Raw genomic sequence first — 20,069 nt, 5'->3', positions numbered from 1 at the left:
TTGAGTACTGTTATAGCGTTTATCGTTATATTTGGTGCCCTTGTTTTTTTTCATGAACTAGGTCATTTTATTTTTGCTAAAAGAGCAGGCATTCTTTGCAGAGAGTTTGCTATCGGATTTGGTCCTAAGGTTTTTGCTCACAAAAAAGGTGAGACTGTTTACACATTGAGGCTGCTTCCGTTAGGCGGTTATGTTCGCATGGCCGGTGAAGATCCAGAAATGGTGGACTTAAAAGCGGGCCACCGGATCGGAGTCATCTTTAATGAACAGCAAGAAATCACCAAGATCATTTTAAATGGCAGAGACCAATACCCTGACGCTCGTGTCATAGAAGTGGAGCAAGCGGACCTTGAGCATCAGCTAGAGATTCGTGGGTATGAAGATGGAGAAGAAGAACTTCAAGTGTTTCCGATCCATAGAGAAGCACTTATCGTAGAAGATGGAATTGAAAGCCAAATCTCTCCTTGGGACCGGCAATTTGCCTCCAAAACATTGTGGGAGCGGTTTTTGGCCATTTTCGCAGGGCCGCTGTTTAACTTTATTTTAGCTTTCGTTGTTTTTATCGTGATTGCGATTGTACAAGGTGTGCCGACAAATGAACCTGAACTTGGCAAGCTGACCGAAGATGGTGCAGCGAAAAAAGCAGGCTTATTGCAAGGGGACCAAGTGGTAAGCATCAATGGTGAAGGCGTATCGAGCTGGGAAGATATTGTGCAGGTTATTCAAAAAAATCCAAATGAAGAACTTGATTTTACCATTGAACGAGATTCTAAAACGCTAGACGTTCCTGTTGTGCCAGAAGTACGTGAGATTGAAGGCGAAAAAATCGGCATGATCGGGGTGCACAGTCCCGTAGAGAAAACCTTCTTTGGATCAGTCTCATATGGAGCGAAGGAAACCTACTTTTGGACAATTGAAATCGTCCGTTTGCTAGGACAATTAGTTACTGGCCAATTTTCCATTGATATGCTTTCAGGGCCTGTAGGGATCTATGTATCAACGGATACTGTTGCTAAATCCGGTATACTGTATTTAGCGAAATGGGCAGGCGTCTTAAGCATCAATTTAGGAATTATGAACCTTTTGCCAATCCCGGCTCTTGACGGTGGTCGGCTGATGTTTTTCCTTGTGGAAGCAGTCAGAGGGAAACCAATTGACCGCCGCAAAGAAGGAATGGTCCACTTTGTGGGATTTGCTTTATTAATGTTATTAATGATCGTCGTGACATGGAACGACATCCAGCGTTTCTTTTTACAATAATATGGTTTGAGGTGCGATAATAATGAAACAAAGCCAAACGTTAATTCCTACTTTAAAAGAAATTCCAGCAGACGCTGATGTGAAAAGCCATCAGCTGCTGCTGCGAGCGGGATATATCCGGCAAAATGCCAGCGGGATTTACAGCTTTTTGCCGCTTGGAAAAAAAGTGCTTCGCAAAGTGGAGGAAATCGTACGGGAAGAAATGGACGCTGCCGGTGCAGTCGAACTTCTAATGCCTGCAATGCAGCAAGCGGAGCTATGGCAGGAATCAGGCCGCTGGAACACATATGGTCCTGAACTCATGCGTTTAAAAGACCGTCATGACCGCGAATTTGCACTTGGAGCCACTCATGAAGAAGTCATCACAAGCTTAGTGCGTGATGAGGTTAAATCTTATAAGCGGCTGCCGCTGACACTTTATCAAATCCAAACGAAATTCAGAGATGAAAAGCGTCCTCGATTTGGATTGCTTAGAGGCCGAGAGTTTATTATGAAAGATGCGTATTCTTTCCACTCTTCACAAGAAAGTCTGGATGAGGTATATGACAGACTATTCACTGCGTATTCCAATGTATTTCGCCGCTGCGGCTTGAATTTCAGAGCAGTTATTGCTGATTCAGGTGCAATGGGCGGTAAAGATACTCACGAATTTATGGTGCTTTCTGAAATTGGTGAAGATACTATTGCTTACTCAGACACATCTGATTATGCAGCCAACATTGAAATGGCTCCGGTCATTACTAATGTGGAAAAAAGCAATGAAGAACTTCTGACGCTCGAAAAAGTCGAGACTCCGAATGCGAAGACGATCGAAGAAGTAGCTGCATTTTTAAATGTAGCTGAGAGTAAGTGCATCAAGTCCCTGCTGTTTAAAGCAGATGAAGAATATGTACTGGTTCTTGTGCGCGGCGATCATGAAGTAAATGATATAAAACTGAAAAACTTTTTGGCTAAAGATCAAGTAGAGCTGGCATCTCCTGCTGAAACGGAATCTATTCTAGGAGCAGCAACAGGCTCGCTAGGCCCTATAGCTGTAAGCAATGAAGTAAAAATCATTGCGGATCATGCGGTTCAATATGTAGTGAATGGTGTTTGCGGTGCGAATGAAACAGACTATCATTATACGAATGTGAATCCGGACAGAGACAGTGATAATGTTGAATATACAGACTTGCGCTTTATTCAAGAAGGAGATCTTTCACCGGATGGACAAGGAGTCATTAAATTCGCTAAAGGCATTGAAGTTGGGCATGTCTTTAAATTAGGCAAGCGCTATAGTGAGGCAATGAATGCAGCGTATTTAGATGAAAACGGTCGTTCTCAGTCCATGATTATGGGCTGTTACGGAATTGGAGTGTCTCGTACTCTTGCAGCCGTAGCTGAGCAATTCAACGACGAAAAAGGTTTGCTTTGGCCGAAAGCATTAACTCCTTATGATGTTCATCTCATTCCAATCAATATGAAGGATGATGCGCAGCGGGAATTGGCTGAACAAATTTATGGCGAGCTCCGTGAACTCCGTTACGATGTCTTATTCGACGATCGTGCCGAGCGGCCAGGCGTCAAATTTGCGGACAGTGATTTAATTGGTTTGCCAATTCGCATTACTGTTGGTAAAAAAGCTTCTGAGGGAATTGTTGAACTGAAAGTCCGTCATAGCGGTGAAGTGCTAGAGGTCCAAGTCAACGATCTTCCTGCAAAAATTCAAGAGATATTTAATACTCTATAATTAATAAGGTGCCTGGTTTCAGGTGCCTTTTTATGTAGCCAATCAATAGTTGTTTTTAATAGAATCACAGCTTCTAGCAGTAATTGCTAGTCAGTTGAATCAGGTTCACTCGTTGAAATCTGACGCTTCTTTCTTTATGATTAAAACAGAAAATAGTTGGGAGGAAGAATAATGAGCGAAGAATCCCAAGGAAAACGGCAGAGGTTTCAGCTTTTATTACAGCAGCTGAAGCTGACTGATGATGTATACATGAAACATTTTGAAGGTGCCGAAATCGCTAAATTGACCGTAGAACGGCAAGCGAAGAAATGGCACTTTGCTTTCATAACCGAACATATTATACCTTGTGATCTATTAACTAAATTTACCCGGGCTTTGCAGATGTCGTTTCAAGAAATAGCTCGTGTGACTTTTACCATACAAGTAAAAAATGCAAACTTGCAAGAAGACCAAATTAAAGATTATTGGTCCTATTGTGTTCAGCAGCTTGAAGGGATTTCTCCTCCGATGCTGTCGCTGTTAAATAATCAGCACCCCGAGGTTAAAGGGAATAAATTAATAGTGAAAGTAAGCAATGAAGCAGAAGGGATGACATTAAAGAACAAGTATGGCGAATGGCTGTGCAGCACGTATCAGAATTATGGATTTCCGCCTGTCATGTTTGATATTGAAATTGCCGAAGCAGACAAAAAAGATGATGAGTTTCAGCAGTTTTTAGAAGCGAAACAAAAAGAAGATGCCGAACGTGCGATGCAAGCTGTCGTAGAAATGCAAAAGCGTGAAGAAGAAGGGGATGCTGAGATCCCTGAAGGACCGCTTACAATCGGCTTAAGAATCAAAGAGGATGCAGACTTTAAGAAGCTTGAAGAAATCCAGGATGAAGAACGCCGTATCGCGATAGAAGGATATGTGTTTGACGCTGAGACGAAAGAACTTCGGAGCGGCCGGACACTTCTAACGTTCAAAATCACAGATTACACCGATTCAATGATGGTGAAGATGTTTTCTAGGGATAAAGAAGACGCAGCCCTTTATGGCAGAATGAAAAAAGGCATGTGGGTTAGAGCCCGCGGAACCGTACAAAATGATACGTTCGTCCGCGATCTCGTTATGATTGCCAACGATGTTAATGAAATAAAGCCGATTACTAGAGAAGATCAGGCGCCAGAAGGTCAAAAAAGAGTGGAATTGCATATGCACTCTCCAATGAGCCAAATGGATGCTGTTTCTCCTGTCTCAAGCTTGGTCGCTCAAGCAAAAAAATGGGGACATAAAGCAATAGCAATTACCGATCATGCGGTTGCTCAGTCGTTTCCAGAGGCGTACAGTGCCGGTCAGAAAAACGGGGTAAAAATTTTATATGGAGTAGAAGCGAATTTAGTAGATGACGGCGTGCCGATTGCCTACAATGACGCTCATCGTAAACTTGAAGACGACACGTTCGTTGTATTTGATGTTGAAACGACGGGTCTTTCCGCTGTGTATGATACGATCATTGAATTAGCCGGCGTCAAAATTAAAGGCGGCGAAATTGTTGACCGTTTTGAATCATTTGCTAACCCCCATCATCCGCTGTCATCGACAACTATTAACTTAACAGGAATAACAGATGAAATGGTGCAAACAGCGCCAGAAGTGGAAGAAGTTTTGCGTAACTTTAAGGAGTGGACACAAGACTCGATTTTAGTGGCACATAACGCTTCCTTTGATATGGGATTTCTAAATGCCGGTTATCAGCGCTATGGAATGGATAAAGCCGAAAATCCCGTGATTGATACATTGGAATTGGGGCGATTTCTATTTCCTGAAATGAAGAACCATCGCTTAAATACGCTGGCTAAAAAGTTTGATATTGATTTAACTCAGCATCACCGAGCGATTTACGATGCGGAAGCAACGGGCTACTTATTATTAAAAATGCTGAAAGATTCGTATGAAAAAGGCATTATGTATCATGATGAGTTTAATAACCACATGGGTGAAGGAAATGCATATAAACGAGCAAGGCCTTATCACTGTACGATACTCGCTAAAAATGATATTGGATTGAAAAATCTGTTTAAGTTAGTGTCTATTTCTCATTTGGACTATTTCTTTAGAGTGCCGCGAATTCCACGTTCAGTTTTGCAAAAGCACCGTGAAGGGCTTATCATCGGTTCAGGCTGTGACAAAGGCGAAGTATTTGAGAGAATGATGCAAAAAGGGATGGAAGAAGCGATTGAAGCGGCCAAGTTTTATGACTATTTGGAAGTGCATCCAAAAGAAGTGTACGCTCACTTAATCGAGCTTGATCTCGTGCACGATGAACAGGCACTTGAGGATATTCTGCAAAAGATTGTCACGTTAGGGGATACGGTGAGCATGCCTGTAGCGGCTACAGGAAATGTTCATTATTTAAACCCAACGGATAAGATTCACAGAAAGATTTTAGTGAATTCCCAAGGGGGGGCCAATCCCCTTAATCGTCACGAATTGCCGGATGTTCATTTTAGAACAACGGACGAAATGCTGGATTCTTTCAGCTTTTTAGGCAAGGAGAAAGCGCAAGAGATCGTTGTTGAAAATACGAATAAAATTGCGGATATGATTGATGACATTAAACCGATCAAGGACGATCTTTATACGCCGAAAATTGAAGGGGCAGATGATGAAGTTCGTGAAATGAGCTATGCGATGGCTCGCAGCATTTACGGAGAGGATCTTCCGGAAATAGTTGAGGCACGACTGGAAAAAGAGCTAAAAAGTATCATCGGTCACGGGTTTGCCGTTATTTATTTAATCTCTCATAAGCTCGTGAAAAAATCACTCGATGATGGATACTTGGTTGGATCGCGTGGGTCAGTTGGATCTTCATTCGTAGCAACGATGACCGAGATCACTGAGGTAAATCCTCTTCCACCGCATTATGTCTGCCCAGTCTGCAAAAAGTCGGAGTTCTTTGATGACGGATCGGTTGGTTCAGGGTTTGACCTTCCCGATAAAAATTGTCCGAGCTGTGATATTAAATATACGAAAGACGGTCACGATATTCCGTTTGAAACATTTTTAGGTTTTAAAGGGGACAAGGTACCCGATATCGATCTGAACTTCTCAGGTGAATATCAGCCTAAAGCCCATAACTATACGAAGGTATTGTTTGGAGAAGACAATGTATATAGAGCAGGGACGATCGGTACCGTAGCAGATAAAACTGCTTTTGGATATGTAAAAGGCTATGCAGCAGATAACAATCTCCAATTGCGGGGAGCGGAAGTCGACAGGCTAGCTAAAGGCTGTACGGGTGTTAAGCGGACAACCGGTCAGCATCCAGGCGGAATTATCGTTGTGCCGGATTATATGGATATCTTTGATTTTTCACCGATTCAATACCCAGCAGACAGTGATAAATCAGAATGGAGAACGACGCATTTTGACTTCCATTCCATTCATGACAACTTGCTAAAATTAGATATCCTGGGGCACGATGATCCGACAGTGATTCGGATGCTTCAAGATTTAAGCGGCATTGATCCGAAGACAATTCCGACCGATGACCCTGAAGTGATGAAGATCTTCAGCGGAACAGAATCTCTAGGAGTGACTCAAGAGCAAATTATGTGCAAAACAGGCACGCTCGGAATTCCTGAATTCGGCACGCGCTTTGTGCGGCAAATGCTTGAAGATACAAAGCCGACGACATTTTCCGAATTGGTTCAAATCTCAGGTTTATCTCATGGAACAGACGTCTGGCTTGGAAATGCGCAGGAGCTGATTCATAATGGCATCTGCGAATTGAGCGATGTAATCGGGTGCCGTGATGACATTATGGTCTATTTAATTTATCAAGGTCTGGATCCCGCTTTCGCGTTTAAAATTATGGAGTCTGTTCGTAAAGGTAAAGGCTTGACTGAGGAAATGGAAGCAGAAATGCGCAAAAATGAAGTGCCGGAGTGGTATATTGATTCATGCAAAAAAATCAAATACATGTTCCCGAAGGCGCATGCGGCAGCGTATGTTTTAATGGCCGTTCGCATCGCTTACTTCAAAGTCCATATGCCGCTTTTATATTATGCAGCGTACTTTACGGTCAGAGCGGAAGACTTTGATGTCGATGCAATGGCGAAAGGGTCTGCGGCCATTAAAGCCATTATTGACGATATTAATGCCAAAGGGTTAGAAGCAGCTCCAAAAGAAAAAAGCTTGCTGACGGTGCTTGAATTAACATTGGAAATGTGTGAGCGAGGGTTTAAATTCCAAAAGGTTGACCTGTACCGCTCAAGCGCCGATCAATTTATTATCGATGGAGACTCATTGATTCCTCCTTTCAACGCCATTCCAGGACTCGGCACGAACGCTGCATTTAATATTGTAAGAGCCAGAGAAGAAGGAGAATTCCTCTCGAAGGAAGATTTGCAGCAACGAGGTAAAATATCCAAAACGATATTGGAGTATTTAGATAATCATGGCTGCCTTGGTTCATTGCCTGAGCAAAACCAGCTGTCACTCTTTTAAGCAAACACCCTGCAAAGTTGCATAAACTGGTGGGTTGTGGTATATTTTTATTGGAAATACTAGTTGATAACTCTCAGCGAAAGAGTGGGCCACCCCCACTCTTTCGTGTTTGTTACAGGGTTTCATTCTTGGTCAGGAAGCATAGTCAACCAGGAGGTATATATGAGTAAAGTAGTTGAAACAGTTGAAAAATTGGTACTGCCAATTACAAATGACCTGCATTTGGAATTGGTCGACATTGAATATGTAAAAGAAGGCAAGAACTGGTTTTTACGTGTTTATGTCGATAAAGAAACAGGTGTCGATATTGAAGATTGCGGTATGGTGAGCGAAAGGTTAAGTGAAAAATTAGATGAAACTGATCCGATTCCATACAATTATTTTTTAGAAGTATCGTCACCAGGAGCGGAGCGTCCGCTTAAGAAAACCGCAGATTTCGAACGTGCCGTAGGGAAGCGTGTGAATGTGAAAACATATGAACCGCTTGATGGCGAAAAAACGTTTGAAGGTACGCTTCTATCATTTAATAATGAAGAACTCGCCATTGAATATATGGTGAAGACAAGAAAGAAGCAAGTCGTTATTCCAATGGACAAAGTGGCAAAAGCTCGTTTAGCCATTGCTTTTTCCTAATAATGACACAGCAGATGGTTAGGCTTTAGATTTCTGGCCATTTTAAGCTTCATCCAATTCATGGATGCGTTTGGCAACAGGCGCAGCTGTTTGGCATGAAGCTGTTTTACTTAATTTAAGGGGGCTGAACATTCGATGAGCACTGAATTATATGATGCTCTTTTGTTCTTGGAAAAAGAAAAAGGGATTGAAAGGAACTTGATTATTGAAGCGATTGAAGCTGCACTAGTTTCAGCGTATAAACGCAATTTTAATCAAGCTCAAAATGTACGGGTTGATTTGAACCTTCAAACGGGTACGATGAGAGTATTCGCGCGTAAAGAAGTCGTTGATGAGGTTTTTGATTCAAGACTTGAAATATCTGAAGCTGATGCTCGCGGGATCAACCCATCATATGAAGTAGGCGATGTAGTAGAGATGGAAGTAACGCCAAAAGATTTCGGCCGGATTGCTGCACAAACGGCTAAACAAGTTGTGACACAGCGTGTGCGCGAAGCGGAAAGAGGCATTATTTACTCTGAGTTCATTGACCGGGAAGAAGACATCATGACGGGTATTGTTCAGCGTCAGGACTCTCGCTTTATCTATGTAAGCCTCGGTAAGATTGAAGCATTGCTTCCGCTGACTGAACAAATGCCGAATGAGAGCTACAAACCTCATGATCGTATTAAGGTGTTTATCACGAAAGTGGAAAGAACGACGAAAGGACCTCAAATTTTCGTTTCCAGAACACACCCTGGTCTTCTTAAGCGTTTATTTGAAATTGAAGTCCCTGAGATTTTTGACGGCACGGTAGAAATTCGTTCTGTCTCACGTGAAGCGGGCGATCGTTCGAAAATTTCTGTCTACGCAGAAAATCCTGAGATTGATCCAGTTGGAGCATGTGTCGGACCTAAAGGCAATCGGGTTCAAGCGATCGTCAATGAATTAAAGGGCGAGAAAATCGATATCGTTAAATGGTCAGAAGACCCAGTCGTTTTCGTTGCTAATGCCCTAAGTCCTTCTAAGGTGCTTGACGTGCAGGTGAATGAAGAAGGGAAAGCTACTACAGTAGTCGTACCGGATTATCAGCTGTCACTTGCTATTGGGAAGCGCGGACAGAATGCACGATTAGCAGCTAAATTAACAGGCTGGAAAATCGATATTAAAAGTGAAACAGATGCCCGTGAAGCTGGCATTTTCCCGCGGGAAGGCAATCCTGAAACCATTCTTGATTTAGATAATGACGAAGATGTCTACGACTATTCATCCGAAGAAATCGATTAAGAGGTGAAGAAGGATGGCCAACCCTAAGAAAGTTCCTTTAAGAAAATGTGTCGCAACAGGCGAGATGAAAGCCAAAAAAGAAATGGTGAGGATCGTTCGCTCTAAAGATGGGGAAGTATCAGTAGACACAACCGGAAAGAAATCCGGCCGCGGAGCGTACTTAACCAAAAGCAAAGAAGCGGTCGAATTGGCTAAGAAAAAAGGGATTTTAGCCAGACAGCTGAATGCCGAGATTCCTGACCCAATTTATAACGAACTGCTTGCCCTTGTAGAAAAGGAGAATGCATAATTGATGAAACCTCCTCAATGGGCAAACTTTCTTGGTTTAGCCACTCGCGCTAGAAAGATCATCTCGGGAGAAGAACTGACGGTAAAAGAGATTCAAAAGGGCCGAGCAAGGCTGGTTCTGCTTTCAGAGGATGCCTCATCCAATACGATGAAAAAAATCCACGATAAAGCCAGCTTCTATAAAGTACCGGTTAAGATGGTTGAAGACCGGTATGTTCTCGGTCAAGCGATCGGTAAAGAGGCAAGGGTAGTCGTAGCTATTTTAGATGAAGGATTTGCTAATAAGCTTTCCGCCCTCCTCGATGAGACTAAGCGGGGGTGAATCTATGAGTAAACAAAGAATTTATGAGTATGCGAAAGAAAAAAACGTGTCAAGCAAAGTGGTCATTGAAAAACTTAAAGAGTTTAATGTAGAAGTCTCTAACCATATGACTGTTATTGACGAGGAGGCTATACAAAAATTGGATAAAACATTTAATAATAACCAATCTAATCAATCAAACAAACCAGCAGCAAGTGCAGGCAATAAAGCCCAATCTTCTGCAAAGCCGGGTTCAAAACCGGCACCTGGAAAGAAAAATTCCTCTCAAAAAGGATTTAATCAAGCAAAAGGGAATAATAGAAATCAGGGCCGCGGCAAACAGCAAGGCAACAAGCAAAAAGGAAACAAGCCGCCAGTTGTTCAGACGCCCCCTAAGGTTAAAGAACTTCCGGAAAAAATTACGTTCTCTGGGTCATTAACGGTTACAGAGCTTGGGAAAAAATTAAACCGTGAACCTTCTGAGATCATTAAAAAGCTATTTATGGTCGGCGTTATGGCAACGATCAACCAAGAGCTTGACAAGGATGCCATCGAGTTAATCGCTGGCGAATATGGCGTAGAAGTAGAAGAAGAAATCTTAATCGATAAAGCAGATTTAGAAGTGTATTTCGAAGAAGAAGAGGACGAAGGCAAATTAGTTGAGCGTCCGGCAGTTGTAACAATCATGGGGCACGTTGACCATGGTAAAACAACCTTGCTTGATTCGATCCGGAATACAAAAGTAACAGCAGGAGAAGCAGGCGGCATCACACAGCATATCGGTGCCTACCAAATTGAAGAGAATGATAAAAAGATTACATTCCTTGATACCCCAGGACATGCCGCGTTTACAACGATGCGTGCACGCGGAGCAAAAATTACGGATATTACCATCCTAGTTGTTGCTGCCGATGACGGTGTTATGCCTCAAACGGTTGAAGCAATTAACCATGCGAAAGCGGCAGAGGTGCCGATTATCGTAGCAGTAAATAAAATGGATAAACCGTCAGCTAATCCTGATCGCGTCATGCAAGAGTTAACTGAACATGCTTTAGTGCCTGAAGCTTGGGGCGGCGAGACGATTTTCGTACCGCTTTCCGCTTTAACTGGTGAAGGAATTGAAAACCTTCTTGAGATGATCTTGTTAGTAGCTGAAGTGGAAGAACTAAAAGCAAACCCTGATCGCAAAGCTATGGGTACAGTTATTGAAGCTGAACTGGATAAAGGCCGCGGATCTGTTGCAACATTGCTTGTTCAAAACGGTACGCTTAACGTCGGAGACCCAATTGTTGTCGGTAACACGTTTGGCCGTGTGAGAGCAATGGTCAATGATCTAGGACGCCGTGTGAAATCAGTTGGACCTTCTACTCCAGTAGAAATCACTGGTTTAAATGATGTTCCTTTAGCAGGAGACCGTTTCGTTGTATTTGAAGATGAGAAAACAGCGCGCAGCATCGGTGAAGCACGTGCGCAAGAAGCGCTTCAAGCGCAGCGCAGTGAAAAATCCCGTGTCAGCCTTGATAACTTATTTGAGCACATGAAGCAAGGTGAAATGAAAGACTTGAATATCGTCCTAAAAGCGGATGTACAAGGTTCTCTTGAAGCTGTTGCAGCAGCCTTGAATAAGCTAGAAGTAGAAGGCGTTAATGTGAAAATCATTCATACAGGTGTAGGTGCCTTAACTGAATCTGATATCATCTTAGCTTCTGCTTCAAATGCAATCGTTATCGGATTTAACGTTCGTCCGGACGTGAATGCGAAACGCGCGGCTGATGCTGAAGGTGTAGATGTACGTCTTCACCGCATTATTTATAAAGTAATTGAAGAAATTGAGTCAGCGATGAAAGGGATGCTTGATCCAGAATTCCAAGAGAAAATCATTGGTCAAGCGGAAGTTCGTCAAACCTTTAAAGTATCCAAGGTTGGAACGATTGCTGGTTCTTATGTAACAGACGGTAAAATTACACGTGACAGCGGCGTGCGTTTAATCCGTGATGGCATCGTTATTTTTGAAGGTGAAGTGGATGCACTTAGAAGGTTTAAAGATGACGCGAAAGAAGTCAGCCAAGGTTATGAGTGCGGAATTACCATTAAAAATTATAATGATGTAAAAGAAGGCGACATTATTGAAGCCTTCATTGAAGAAGAAATCGAGCGAAAATGATTGGTTACGCCGAAACGGAGTATTTAATACATGATGCGCATTCTTTAAAAGAGAAACGCGCCGTGCTTCAGCGGATTATGACAAGGCTGAAGCAAAAATTAAATGTTTCTGTCACGGAAGTTGATCATCAAGACGTTTGGCAGCGTACAAAAATAGCTATTGTCACAGTCGCCTCTTCTAGAAAAGCGACAGAGCGAGAGATTGAAAATGCTCTCCGCTTTCTCGATTCTTTTCCTGAATGGGAGCGGCTGACCACTTCCTATGAATGGCTATAAAGAGGTGAAATATAGATGAGTCTTCGCTCAAATCGAGTAGGCGAACAAATGAAAAAAGAGCTTACTGATATTTTAAACCGCAAAGTGAAAGACCCTCGCATTGGGTTTATCACTGTCACTGATGTTGAAGTGACTGGCGATCTTCAGCAAGCAACTGTATTTATTACTGTTCTTGGAGATGAAAAGAAGCGCGAAGAAACGTTAAAAGCCTTAGCAAAAGCAAAAGGGTTTATACGATCAGAGCTTGGACAGAGAATGCGTTTACGCAAAACTCCTGAACTTTTATTTGAGTTTGATGCATCAATTGACTATGGAAATCGAATTGAATCTTTACTTAAAAAGATTGATGACCATGGTTCAAGTGAGCAGGAATAGGTAAATCGGTAAGGATCGGATTTCTTTTGATGAATGCTATATAGAGGTGCAATCATGTCTATATAAATTTCTAAAAAGAATTCGGTCCTTATTTTTTTAATGAAAAAAAAATGATGGTAAGAATGGAGGCAACAAGATGGTGGATGGAATTCTTCCTCTTTGGAAAGAAAAAGGGATGACCTCTCATGATTGTGTATTTAAGGTAAGAAAAATATTGAAGATGAAAAAGGTGGGTCACACTGGCACGCTAGATCCTGACGTAGAAGGTGTTCTTCCTATTTGTTTAGGCAGAGCAACGAAGCTCGCAGACTATATTATGTCCGCCGGTAAAACGTATGTAGGAGAAGTGACAATCGGCTATTCTACGACAACAGAAGATGCCTCAGGCGAAGTGGTTGAGCAAAAGCCGGTCAAACAGTCATTTTCTCGTGAAGAAATTCTTTCTGTTCTTGATTCTTTAACAGGGGAAATTGTTCAGACACCTCCTATGTATTCTGCGGTTAAAGTCAATGGGAAACGCTTATATGAGTATGCCCGTCAAGGACTGGTCATTGATCGGCCATCTAGAAAGGTTCATATTTATGAGCTGGAACTATTAGATCCAGAAGAGGTATATGAAGGGGAAGAGATCCGTTTCTCATTCCGAGTTGCCTGCAGCAAAGGCACCTATATCCGCACGCTTGCTGTGACGATTGGTGAGAAGCTTGGCTACCCCGCTCATATGTCGAAATTGACTAGAACAGCATCTGGCGGATATGAAAAAGAGAATTGCGTCACATTGAATGAACTGCAAATGTTAGCGGACAGCCATCAAGTGGAAAGTATTCTGAAGCCGCTTGAATCAGGAATTTCACATTTGCCGAAATGGGTAATAAATGGTACATTAGCAGAGAAAGTAAAAAATGGTGCTGTCATAGAACAGCCGGCTGATTGGCCGGCCGAAAGTGATGAAGTCGCGGTTTTTCATGGGGAAGAGCTGTTGGCCCTGTATAAACAGCATCCTGAAAAAATAGGAAAAGTAAAGCCGGTAAAGGTGATACCTAACTGACGAGGGAGACAGGTGAGAAATTATGGAGATTATTATGCTGCATCATCCTCACAAACTAGATAGAGAAAAGCTGCCGGCACTTGCCATGGCACTCGGATTTTTTGACGGTGTGCATAAGGGGCATCAACAAGTGATTCAAGCGGCAGCTCAAATAGCTAAAAAAGAGAATGTAAAAAGTGCTGTCATGACTTTTGATCCCCACCCTTCTGTTGTGCTTGGCCGAAAACATAAGCACATTGAACATATTACGCCGCTTGAAGAAAAGAAAAAAGTCATTGCTTCACTTGGGATTGATTATTTATTCATCGTTCGTTTTACTTCGGATTTTGCGGCGCTCGAGCCGCAGCAATTTATTGATGAGTACATTATAAAGCTGAATGTTAAGCATGTGATCGCCGGTTTTGATTATACATACGGAAAGCTTGGCAAAGGAACCATGGAGACGATTCAATTTCATTCAAGAGGGCAATTCCAATCCTCAATGATAGAGAAATATGAAAGCGGTTCAGAGAAAATTAGTTCAACAAGAATTCGTTCCCTGCTTAAGGAAGGGAAAATGGAAGATGCGAAAGAATTGCTGGGGCGCCCATATAAAGTGGAAGGAACGGTTATTCATGGCGACAAAAGGGGACGAAAAATTGGTTTTCCGACAGCCAATGTAAAGCTTAGTGACGATTACTTTATTCCTAAAATGGGTGTTTATGCGGTGAAAATGCTTGTAAAAGGGAAATGGCATAATGGCGTGTGCAATATTGGATTCCGGCCTACCTTCAAAAACCCTGATGAACCTTCCCTGTCGATAGAAGTGCATGTGTTTGACTTTAATCATTCCATTTATGGGGAAGAAGTAGCCATCGAGTGGCACCTGCATATACGCGGAGAGCAAAAGTTTGATGGAATTGACTCATTAAAAGCTCAGATTGAAAAAGACAAACAGGCTGCGATGAAATACTTTCATTTAGATGGTCACATTGAATAAATCGAGCAAAGATCATAGTTGCATTTTCTTCGTGCGTCCTGTATAGTAAATAACGTATGATATTGAACCTTTGCTTGGCATCGCGATTCTCCAACGCATGCTCAGTAACAGGGGATTTTGACAAAACAAGGAGGAATTAACATGGCATTAACTCAAGAACGCAAAAACGAAATCATCAGCGAATACAAAACTCACGAAAGTGATACTGGATCTCCGGAAGTACAAATTGCTGTACTTACAGAGCAAATCAACACATTAAATGATCACTTGCGTACACACAAAAAAGATCACCACTCACGTCGCGGTCTTTTAAAAATGGTAGGACGCCGTCGTAACCTTTTGACTTACCTACGTAACAAAGATGTTGCGCGCTACCGTGAACTAATTCAAAAACTTGGCTTACGCCGATAAGCTATCAGAAAGCGGGATTCTTCCCGCTTTTTTGTTAGGGAAAAATTAATTTGGTATATAATTCTAAGCTTTTAGTGTAAATAGACGTTTATCTTGTCTTTCTTAAGTTAAGAATACATAAGATAGGTAATTTCAATGTTTTAGCTATGCAGGTCTTATAAGCAGTGTTATGCTTATTAACAGGATTGTAATCATTTGATAACACTTTATTTATATAGAGAGGGGTTCATTTATGGAGCAAGGGAAACAGACATTTTCCATAGAATGGGCAGGTCGTCCGTTAACTGTAGAAGTCGGCCAGATGGCCAAACAAGCAAACGGATCGGCATTGATCCGTTATGGAGATACAGTCGTATTAAGTTCTTCGACTGCCTCAAAGGAAGCGAAATCAGTCGATTTCTTCCCATTAACTGTAAACTATGAAGAACGTTTATATGCAGTGGGTAAGATTCCTGGAGGATTTATTAAAAGAGAAGGTCGTCCAAGTGAAAAAGCGACATTGGCGAGCCGTTTAATCGACCGTCCGATTCGTCCGCTATTTGCTGATGGATTCCGTAATGAAGTACAAGTCATCAGCATTGTGATGAGTGTTGACCAGAATTGCACGTCTGAAATGGCTGCGATGTTTGGTTCATCTTTATCGCTATGCATCTCGGATATTCCTTTTGAAGGGCCGATTGCTGGTGTCATTGTTGGCCGTGTAGACGGTGAATTTATTATTAACCCGACAGTGGAGCAGCTTGAAGCCAGCGATATGCACTTAACGGTTGCCGGTACGAAAGATGCGATCAACATGGTTGAAGCAGGAGCCAATGAAGTTCCTGAAGAAGTCATGCTTGAAGCAATCATGTTTGGTCATGAAGAAATCAAACGCTTAATCGCTTTCCAAGAAGAGATTGTTAAAGCAGTCGGAAAAGAAAAGCGAGAAGTTGAGCTGTATGATTTAAATGCAGACGTTGAACAGCAAGTCCGTTCTCTTTGCGAAAAGGATTTGAACGAAGCGATTCAAGTGCAGGAAAAACATGCACGTGAAGAAGCGATTCAAGCTGTTAAAAAATCTGTGATGGAGAAATTTGAAGCTGAAGAAGCGGATGATGAAACACGTAAACAAGCTGCCCAAGTATTAGACAAGCTTGTAAAAGAAGAAGTCCGCCGCTTAATTACAGTGGAAAAAGTCCGTCCTGATGGCCGTCAAATTGACGAGATTCGCCCGCTTTCTTCAATAGTAAATATTTTGCCGCGTACGCATGGTTCTGGGATGTTTACACGCGGACAAACCCAAGCGCTTAGCATTTGTACATTAGGTGCTTTAGGCGATGTTCAGATTCTTGATGGATTAGGAACAGAAGAGTCTAAACGATTTATGCATCATTATAATTTCCCATCCTTTAGTGTAGGTGAAACGCGCCCGTTGCGTGCGCCAGGACGCCGTGAAATTGGACATGGGGCACTTGGAGAACGAGCGCTTGAGCCAATTATTCCAAATGAAAAAGACTTCCCTTACACGATTCGCTTAGTGTCAGAAGTGCTTGAATCAAATGGTTCTTCTTCACAAGCAAGTATTTGTGCAAGCACGATGGCCATGATGGATGCAGGTGTACCAATTAAAGCTCCGGTAGCCGGAATTGCTATGGGCTTAGTTAAATCTGGAGAAAACTACACGGTTCTTTCCGACATTCAGGGTATGGAAGATCATTTAGGAGATATGGACTTTAAAGTAGCTGGAACGGCTAAAGGAATTACAGCTCTTCAAATGGATATTAAAATTGACGGGCTAAGCCGAGAAATTTTAGAGGAAGCTCTGCAGCAGGCTAAAGCCGGACGTATGCATATTTTAGAGCATATGCTGACAGCTATTTCAGAGCCGCGCGAAGAGTTATCTGCTTATGCGCCTAAGATTCTAACAATGTCAATTAACCCAGATAAGATTCGCGATGTAATCGGACCAAGCGGAAAACAAATCAATAAAATCATCGAAGAAACAGGAGTTAAAATTGATATTGAGCAAGATGGAACAATATTTATTTCTTCTATCGATTCGTCTAAGAACAATGAAGCGAAGAAAATCATCGAAGATATCGTTCGTGAAGTAGAAGTCGGACAGAAATATCTTGGTACGGTTAAGCGAATTGAAAAATTCGGCACATTCGTTGAATTGTTTAAAGGCAAAGATGGACTTGTTCATATTTCTGAGCTTGCGGAAGAGCGTGTCCGCAAAGTCGAAGATGTTGTATCAATGGGCGATAAACTAGAAGTGAAAGTCATCGGCATTGATGAACAAGGGCGTGTCAACCTGTCACGTAAAGCCATTTTAAAAGAGCAAAAAGAACAGCAAGAAGAACAAGCACAAAAATAATGTTAAGCAGGCAAAGCCAGGGGATGATCCTCTGGCTTTTTCCTATGTTCTACTTCTTTTTCTATAAACATAAATTTATGGAAAGGAGGACAAGACTATGAAGAAGTTTAAACTTATTAGTGGTATAATAGCTATTGCTGTGTTATCGTTAATGATTGTCGAAACCACAGCTGTTCATACGTATATTTCACAGCTTAAAAGCGATGCGGTGACGGTGCATAGCAATCAAGAAACTCTGGAGAGTAAAGTACAAACAGAAGCGAAAAAAAGAAAAGTCGACGCTCAGAATGCAAGGATTGATCCCGTTTGGAAAGCAATTCCTGGGTATAATGGACTTGAGGTTGATATAAAAAAATCAATCAAAAGCATGAAAAAAGATGGAACATTTGATGAAAAACATTTAATATACAAACAAGTACGGCCTGAGGTACACCTAAAGGATTTACCGCCTGCTCCCATTTACCGTGGTCATCCAGACAAGCCGATGGTCAGTATGGCAATAAATGTAGCTTGGGGCGAAGAATTTCTTCCGAATATGCTTAGCGTGTTGAAAAAGCACAATGTTCATGCTACGTTCTTTTTTGAAGGCCGGTGGGCGAAGGAGCATCCCGATCTAGTAAAAATGATTACAGACAGCGGACACGAAGCAGGCAATCATTCCTATTCACACCCTGACATGGCTGTTTTAAGCAATTCAAGGATCCGTGAAGAAATAGAGAAAACGAACGAGGTGCTTGAGGCAGCTGCCGGTGTAAAACCGGAACTATTTGCTCCTCCAAGCGGAAGCTATAGAGATGAAACCGTTAAAGTGGCTGACCAATTGAACATGAACACCATTTTATGGACCGTCGATACGATCGATTGGAAAAAGCCTGCACCCAATGAACTGATTAACCGAGTGACAGCGAAAATGCATCCAGGGGCCATCATATTAATGCACCCTACTGAATCGACGTCAAAGTCACTAGATCGATTAATTAAAGAAATTCAATCCAAAGATTTGAAAATAGATACAGTGTCACAGTTGCTAAATGAAACGCGCATTTTCTCCGATATAACACAAGATAAGTAAGCGTGATATGGTTTTTTGCGACAGCTGGATAGGAGGATTACATTGATTAACAGATATACATGCAGCAATGGAGTAAGAATAGTAACAGAGAAATTCCCTACGGTCAGATCCGCCGCGATCGGCATTTGGATCGGAACGGGTTCAAGAGATGAGAAGACCGACAATAACGGAATTTCACATTTTCTTGAGCATATGTTTTTTAAAGGCACGAAAACAAGGTCTGCCAAAGACATTGCAGAAAGCTTTGACAGTATCGGAGGCCAAGTCAATGCTTTTACATCAAAGGAATATACATGCTATTACGCGAAAGTCCTTGATAATTATGCTTCCTATGCGCTAGATACACTTGCAGACATGTTCTTTCATTCGGAGTTTGCTGAAGAAGAGATGACGAAAGAGAAGAATGTAGTCTATGAAGAGATCAAGATGTATGAAGATACACCAGATGATATTGTGCACGATTTATTAAGTAAAGCTACTTATAAAAACCATTCTCTTGGTTACCCTATTTTAGGAACAGAAGAGACGCTTGCAGAATTCACACGTGAAAAACTGCAAAGCTATATGCATAACATGTACACCCCGGATCGAGTCGTCATTTCAATCGCTGGAAATGTGACAGATGAAATTATTAAACAGGCAGAAAAGCTGTTTGGCAGCTATGAAGGCGGAAGCTCTTCTCATGGACAAGCGGAGCCTGAGATGTTTTCAGATAAAGTCTCGAGAAAGAAAGAAACGGAACAAGCTCATTTATGTTTAGGCTATCAAGGTCTGCCGATCGGACATAAGGATGCCTACAATTTAATTGTATTAAACAATGTATTGGGAGGCAGTATGTCTTCTCGCTTGTTCCAAGAGGTCAGAGAGCAAAAAGGTTTAGCTTACTCGGTCTTTTCTTATCATTCAGCCTTCCAAGACAGCGGCCTTGTGACATTATATGGAGGCACGGGTGCCGATCAGCTTGATCAGCTGTTTGAAACGATGCAGGATACATTGAATCTGCTAATTAAAGATGGCCTTACGCCTAAAGAACTTCACAACAGTAAAGAACAATTAAAAGGGAGCCTGATGCTGAGTCTTGAGAGCACCAACAGCCGAATGAGCCGAAATGGCAAAAATGAGCTTGTGCTGAAAAGACATCGCACACTCGACGAAATTGTGACGCTAATTGATCAGGTGGAATTACAATCGGTCAATGACTTAGGCAAGCGGATCTTTGAGCGAGATTATTCTGTTGCTTTAATCAGTCCCGATGGCAAGCTGCCGACTACGATGTAAATAGATAGTATGACCCTTTGGCTGTTTATGAGCAAAGGGTTTTTTTTTTTATGGTTTTGAAAACCCCTGGCTATGCCGGGGGTTCTAAAGAGCTTCAAGCGAGGTATAAAAAAATCCTCACTTCATGGTAGGATAAAGTTGGT

At 42.0% G+C, this 20,069-nt stretch carries 16 protein-coding genes; all 16 read left to right on the top strand.

The features are described 5' to 3' along the window. The 16 genes from rseP (at position 1) to JOC78_RS00005 (ending at position 19,926) form a co-directional block, all read left to right on the top strand. Positions 1-1,260, top strand: coding sequence for an RIP metalloprotease RseP (rseP, locus tag JOC78_RS00080; protein ID WP_204551831.1), 1,260 nt, complete (start codon positions 1-3; stop codon positions 1,258-1,260). Positions 1,261-1,282: 22 nt separating this feature from the next. Beyond that, a complete protein-coding gene (locus JOC78_RS00075) occupies positions 1,283-2,989 on the top strand; it encodes a proline--tRNA ligase (RefSeq protein ID WP_204551830.1) in 1,707 nt (568 codons plus the stop codon). Positions 2,990-3,160: 171 nt separating this feature from the next. After that, on the top strand, positions 3,161-7,480 hold the full coding sequence (locus tag JOC78_RS00070; RefSeq protein WP_204551829.1) for a PolC-type DNA polymerase III: 4,320 nt from the start codon (positions 3,161-3,163) through the stop codon (positions 7,478-7,480). A gap of 162 nt (positions 7,481-7,642) precedes the next feature. Then, positions 7,643-8,113, top strand: coding sequence for a ribosome maturation factor RimP (gene rimP, locus JOC78_RS00065; RefSeq protein WP_204551828.1), 471 nt, complete (start codon positions 7,643-7,645; stop codon positions 8,111-8,113). Positions 8,114-8,248: 135 nt separating this feature from the next. Further along, positions 8,249-9,379 carry a transcription termination factor NusA gene (gene nusA, locus JOC78_RS00060; protein ID WP_204551827.1) on the top strand — a complete coding sequence of 377 codons (1,131 nt, stop codon included), beginning with the start codon at positions 8,249-8,251 and terminating at the stop codon, positions 9,377-9,379. A gap of 13 nt (positions 9,380-9,392) precedes the next feature. Continuing rightward, entirely contained in the window at positions 9,393-9,668 is a 276-nt protein-coding gene (gene rnpM / locus JOC78_RS00055; protein ID WP_204551825.1) for an RNase P modulator RnpM, read from the top strand. 3 nt (positions 9,669-9,671) lie between these two features. Then, positions 9,672-9,989: a YlxQ family RNA-binding protein gene (locus JOC78_RS00050; RefSeq protein WP_204552885.1), complete on the top strand. Its 318-nt coding sequence runs from the start codon at positions 9,672-9,674 to the stop codon at positions 9,987-9,989. Between the two features lie 4 nt (positions 9,990-9,993). Next, positions 9,994-12,132, top strand: a complete 2,139-nt coding sequence (gene infB / locus JOC78_RS00045) for a translation initiation factor IF-2 (RefSeq protein WP_204551824.1) — start codon at positions 9,994-9,996, stop codon at positions 12,130-12,132. Next, positions 12,129-12,407 (top strand): DUF503 domain-containing protein, encoded by a 279-nt coding sequence (locus JOC78_RS00040; RefSeq protein ID WP_204551822.1) that lies wholly within the window; start codon positions 12,129-12,131, stop codon positions 12,405-12,407. The genes infB and JOC78_RS00040 overlap by 4 nt, the downstream gene beginning before the upstream one ends. A 15-nt stretch (positions 12,408-12,422) precedes the next feature. Further along, positions 12,423-12,782: a 30S ribosome-binding factor RbfA gene (rbfA, locus tag JOC78_RS00035; protein ID WP_204551820.1), complete on the top strand. Its 360-nt coding sequence runs from the start codon at positions 12,423-12,425 to the stop codon at positions 12,780-12,782. 139 nt (positions 12,783-12,921) lie between these two features. Next, on the top strand, positions 12,922-13,830 hold the full coding sequence (gene truB / locus JOC78_RS00030) for a tRNA pseudouridine(55) synthase TruB (protein WP_204552883.1): 909 nt from the start codon (positions 12,922-12,924) through the stop codon (positions 13,828-13,830). Between the two features lie 22 nt (positions 13,831-13,852). Further along, on the top strand, positions 13,853-14,809 hold the full coding sequence (gene ribF, locus JOC78_RS00025; RefSeq protein ID WP_204551818.1) for a bifunctional riboflavin kinase/FAD synthetase: 957 nt from the start codon (positions 13,853-13,855) through the stop codon (positions 14,807-14,809). A gap of 141 nt (positions 14,810-14,950) precedes the next feature. Further along, positions 14,951-15,220 carry a 30S ribosomal protein S15 gene (gene rpsO / locus JOC78_RS00020; protein ID WP_204551816.1) on the top strand — a complete coding sequence of 90 codons (270 nt, stop codon included), beginning with the start codon at positions 14,951-14,953 and terminating at the stop codon, positions 15,218-15,220. A 232-nt stretch (positions 15,221-15,452) separates the two neighbouring features. Next, positions 15,453-17,576: a polyribonucleotide nucleotidyltransferase gene (gene pnp, locus JOC78_RS00015; RefSeq protein WP_204551813.1), complete on the top strand. Its 2,124-nt coding sequence runs from the start codon at positions 15,453-15,455 to the stop codon at positions 17,574-17,576. 97 nt (positions 17,577-17,673) lie between these two features. Then, positions 17,674-18,648 (top strand): polysaccharide deacetylase family protein, encoded by a 975-nt coding sequence (locus tag JOC78_RS00010; protein WP_204551811.1) that lies wholly within the window; start codon positions 17,674-17,676, stop codon positions 18,646-18,648. 42 nt (positions 18,649-18,690) lie between these two features. Beyond that, positions 18,691-19,926, top strand: a complete 1,236-nt coding sequence (locus JOC78_RS00005; protein ID WP_204551810.1) for a M16 family metallopeptidase — start codon at positions 18,691-18,693, stop codon at positions 19,924-19,926. The last annotated feature ends 143 nt before the right edge of the window (positions 19,927-20,069 follow it).

Origin of the sequence: Bacillus ectoiniformans (assembly GCF_016908875.1) — a bacterium.
GTDB lineage: Bacteria > Bacillota > Bacilli > Bacillales > Domibacillaceae > Bacillus_BX > Bacillus_BX ectoiniformans.
The sequence above is the reverse complement of the archived record's forward strand: the minus strand, read 5'-3'. Positions and strand labels throughout refer to the sequence as shown.

What these genes read in the sequence shown, in the direction of transcription:
- pnp (WP_204551813.1), top strand. Translation starts at nt 15,453, where the DNA reads ATGGAGCAAGGGAAACAGACATTTTCCATAGAATGGGCAGGTCGTCCG.
- nusA (WP_204551827.1), top strand. Translation starts at nt 8,249, where the DNA reads ATGAGCACTGAATTATATGATGCTCTTTTGTTCTTGGAAAAAGAAAAA.
- rpsO (WP_204551816.1), top strand. Translation starts at nt 14,951, where the DNA reads ATGGCATTAACTCAAGAACGCAAAAACGAAATCATCAGCGAATACAAA.
- ribF (WP_204551818.1), top strand. Translation starts at nt 13,853, where the DNA reads ATGGAGATTATTATGCTGCATCATCCTCACAAACTAGATAGAGAAAAG.
- rbfA (WP_204551820.1), top strand. Translation starts at nt 12,423, where the DNA reads ATGAGTCTTCGCTCAAATCGAGTAGGCGAACAAATGAAAAAAGAGCTT.
- rimP (WP_204551828.1), top strand. Translation starts at nt 7,643, where the DNA reads ATGAGTAAAGTAGTTGAAACAGTTGAAAAATTGGTACTGCCAATTACA.
- JOC78_RS00010 (WP_204551811.1), top strand. Translation starts at nt 17,674, where the DNA reads ATGAAGAAGTTTAAACTTATTAGTGGTATAATAGCTATTGCTGTGTTA.
- rnpM (WP_204551825.1), top strand. Translation starts at nt 9,393, where the DNA reads ATGGCCAACCCTAAGAAAGTTCCTTTAAGAAAATGTGTCGCAACAGGC.
- JOC78_RS00075 (WP_204551830.1), top strand. Translation starts at nt 1,283, where the DNA reads ATGAAACAAAGCCAAACGTTAATTCCTACTTTAAAAGAAATTCCAGCA.
- JOC78_RS00050 (WP_204552885.1), top strand. Translation starts at nt 9,672, where the DNA reads ATGAAACCTCCTCAATGGGCAAACTTTCTTGGTTTAGCCACTCGCGCT.
- infB (WP_204551824.1), top strand. Translation starts at nt 9,994, where the DNA reads ATGAGTAAACAAAGAATTTATGAGTATGCGAAAGAAAAAAACGTGTCA.
- JOC78_RS00040 (WP_204551822.1), top strand. Translation starts at nt 12,129, where the DNA reads ATGATTGGTTACGCCGAAACGGAGTATTTAATACATGATGCGCATTCT.
- JOC78_RS00070 (WP_204551829.1), top strand. Translation starts at nt 3,161, where the DNA reads ATGAGCGAAGAATCCCAAGGAAAACGGCAGAGGTTTCAGCTTTTATTA.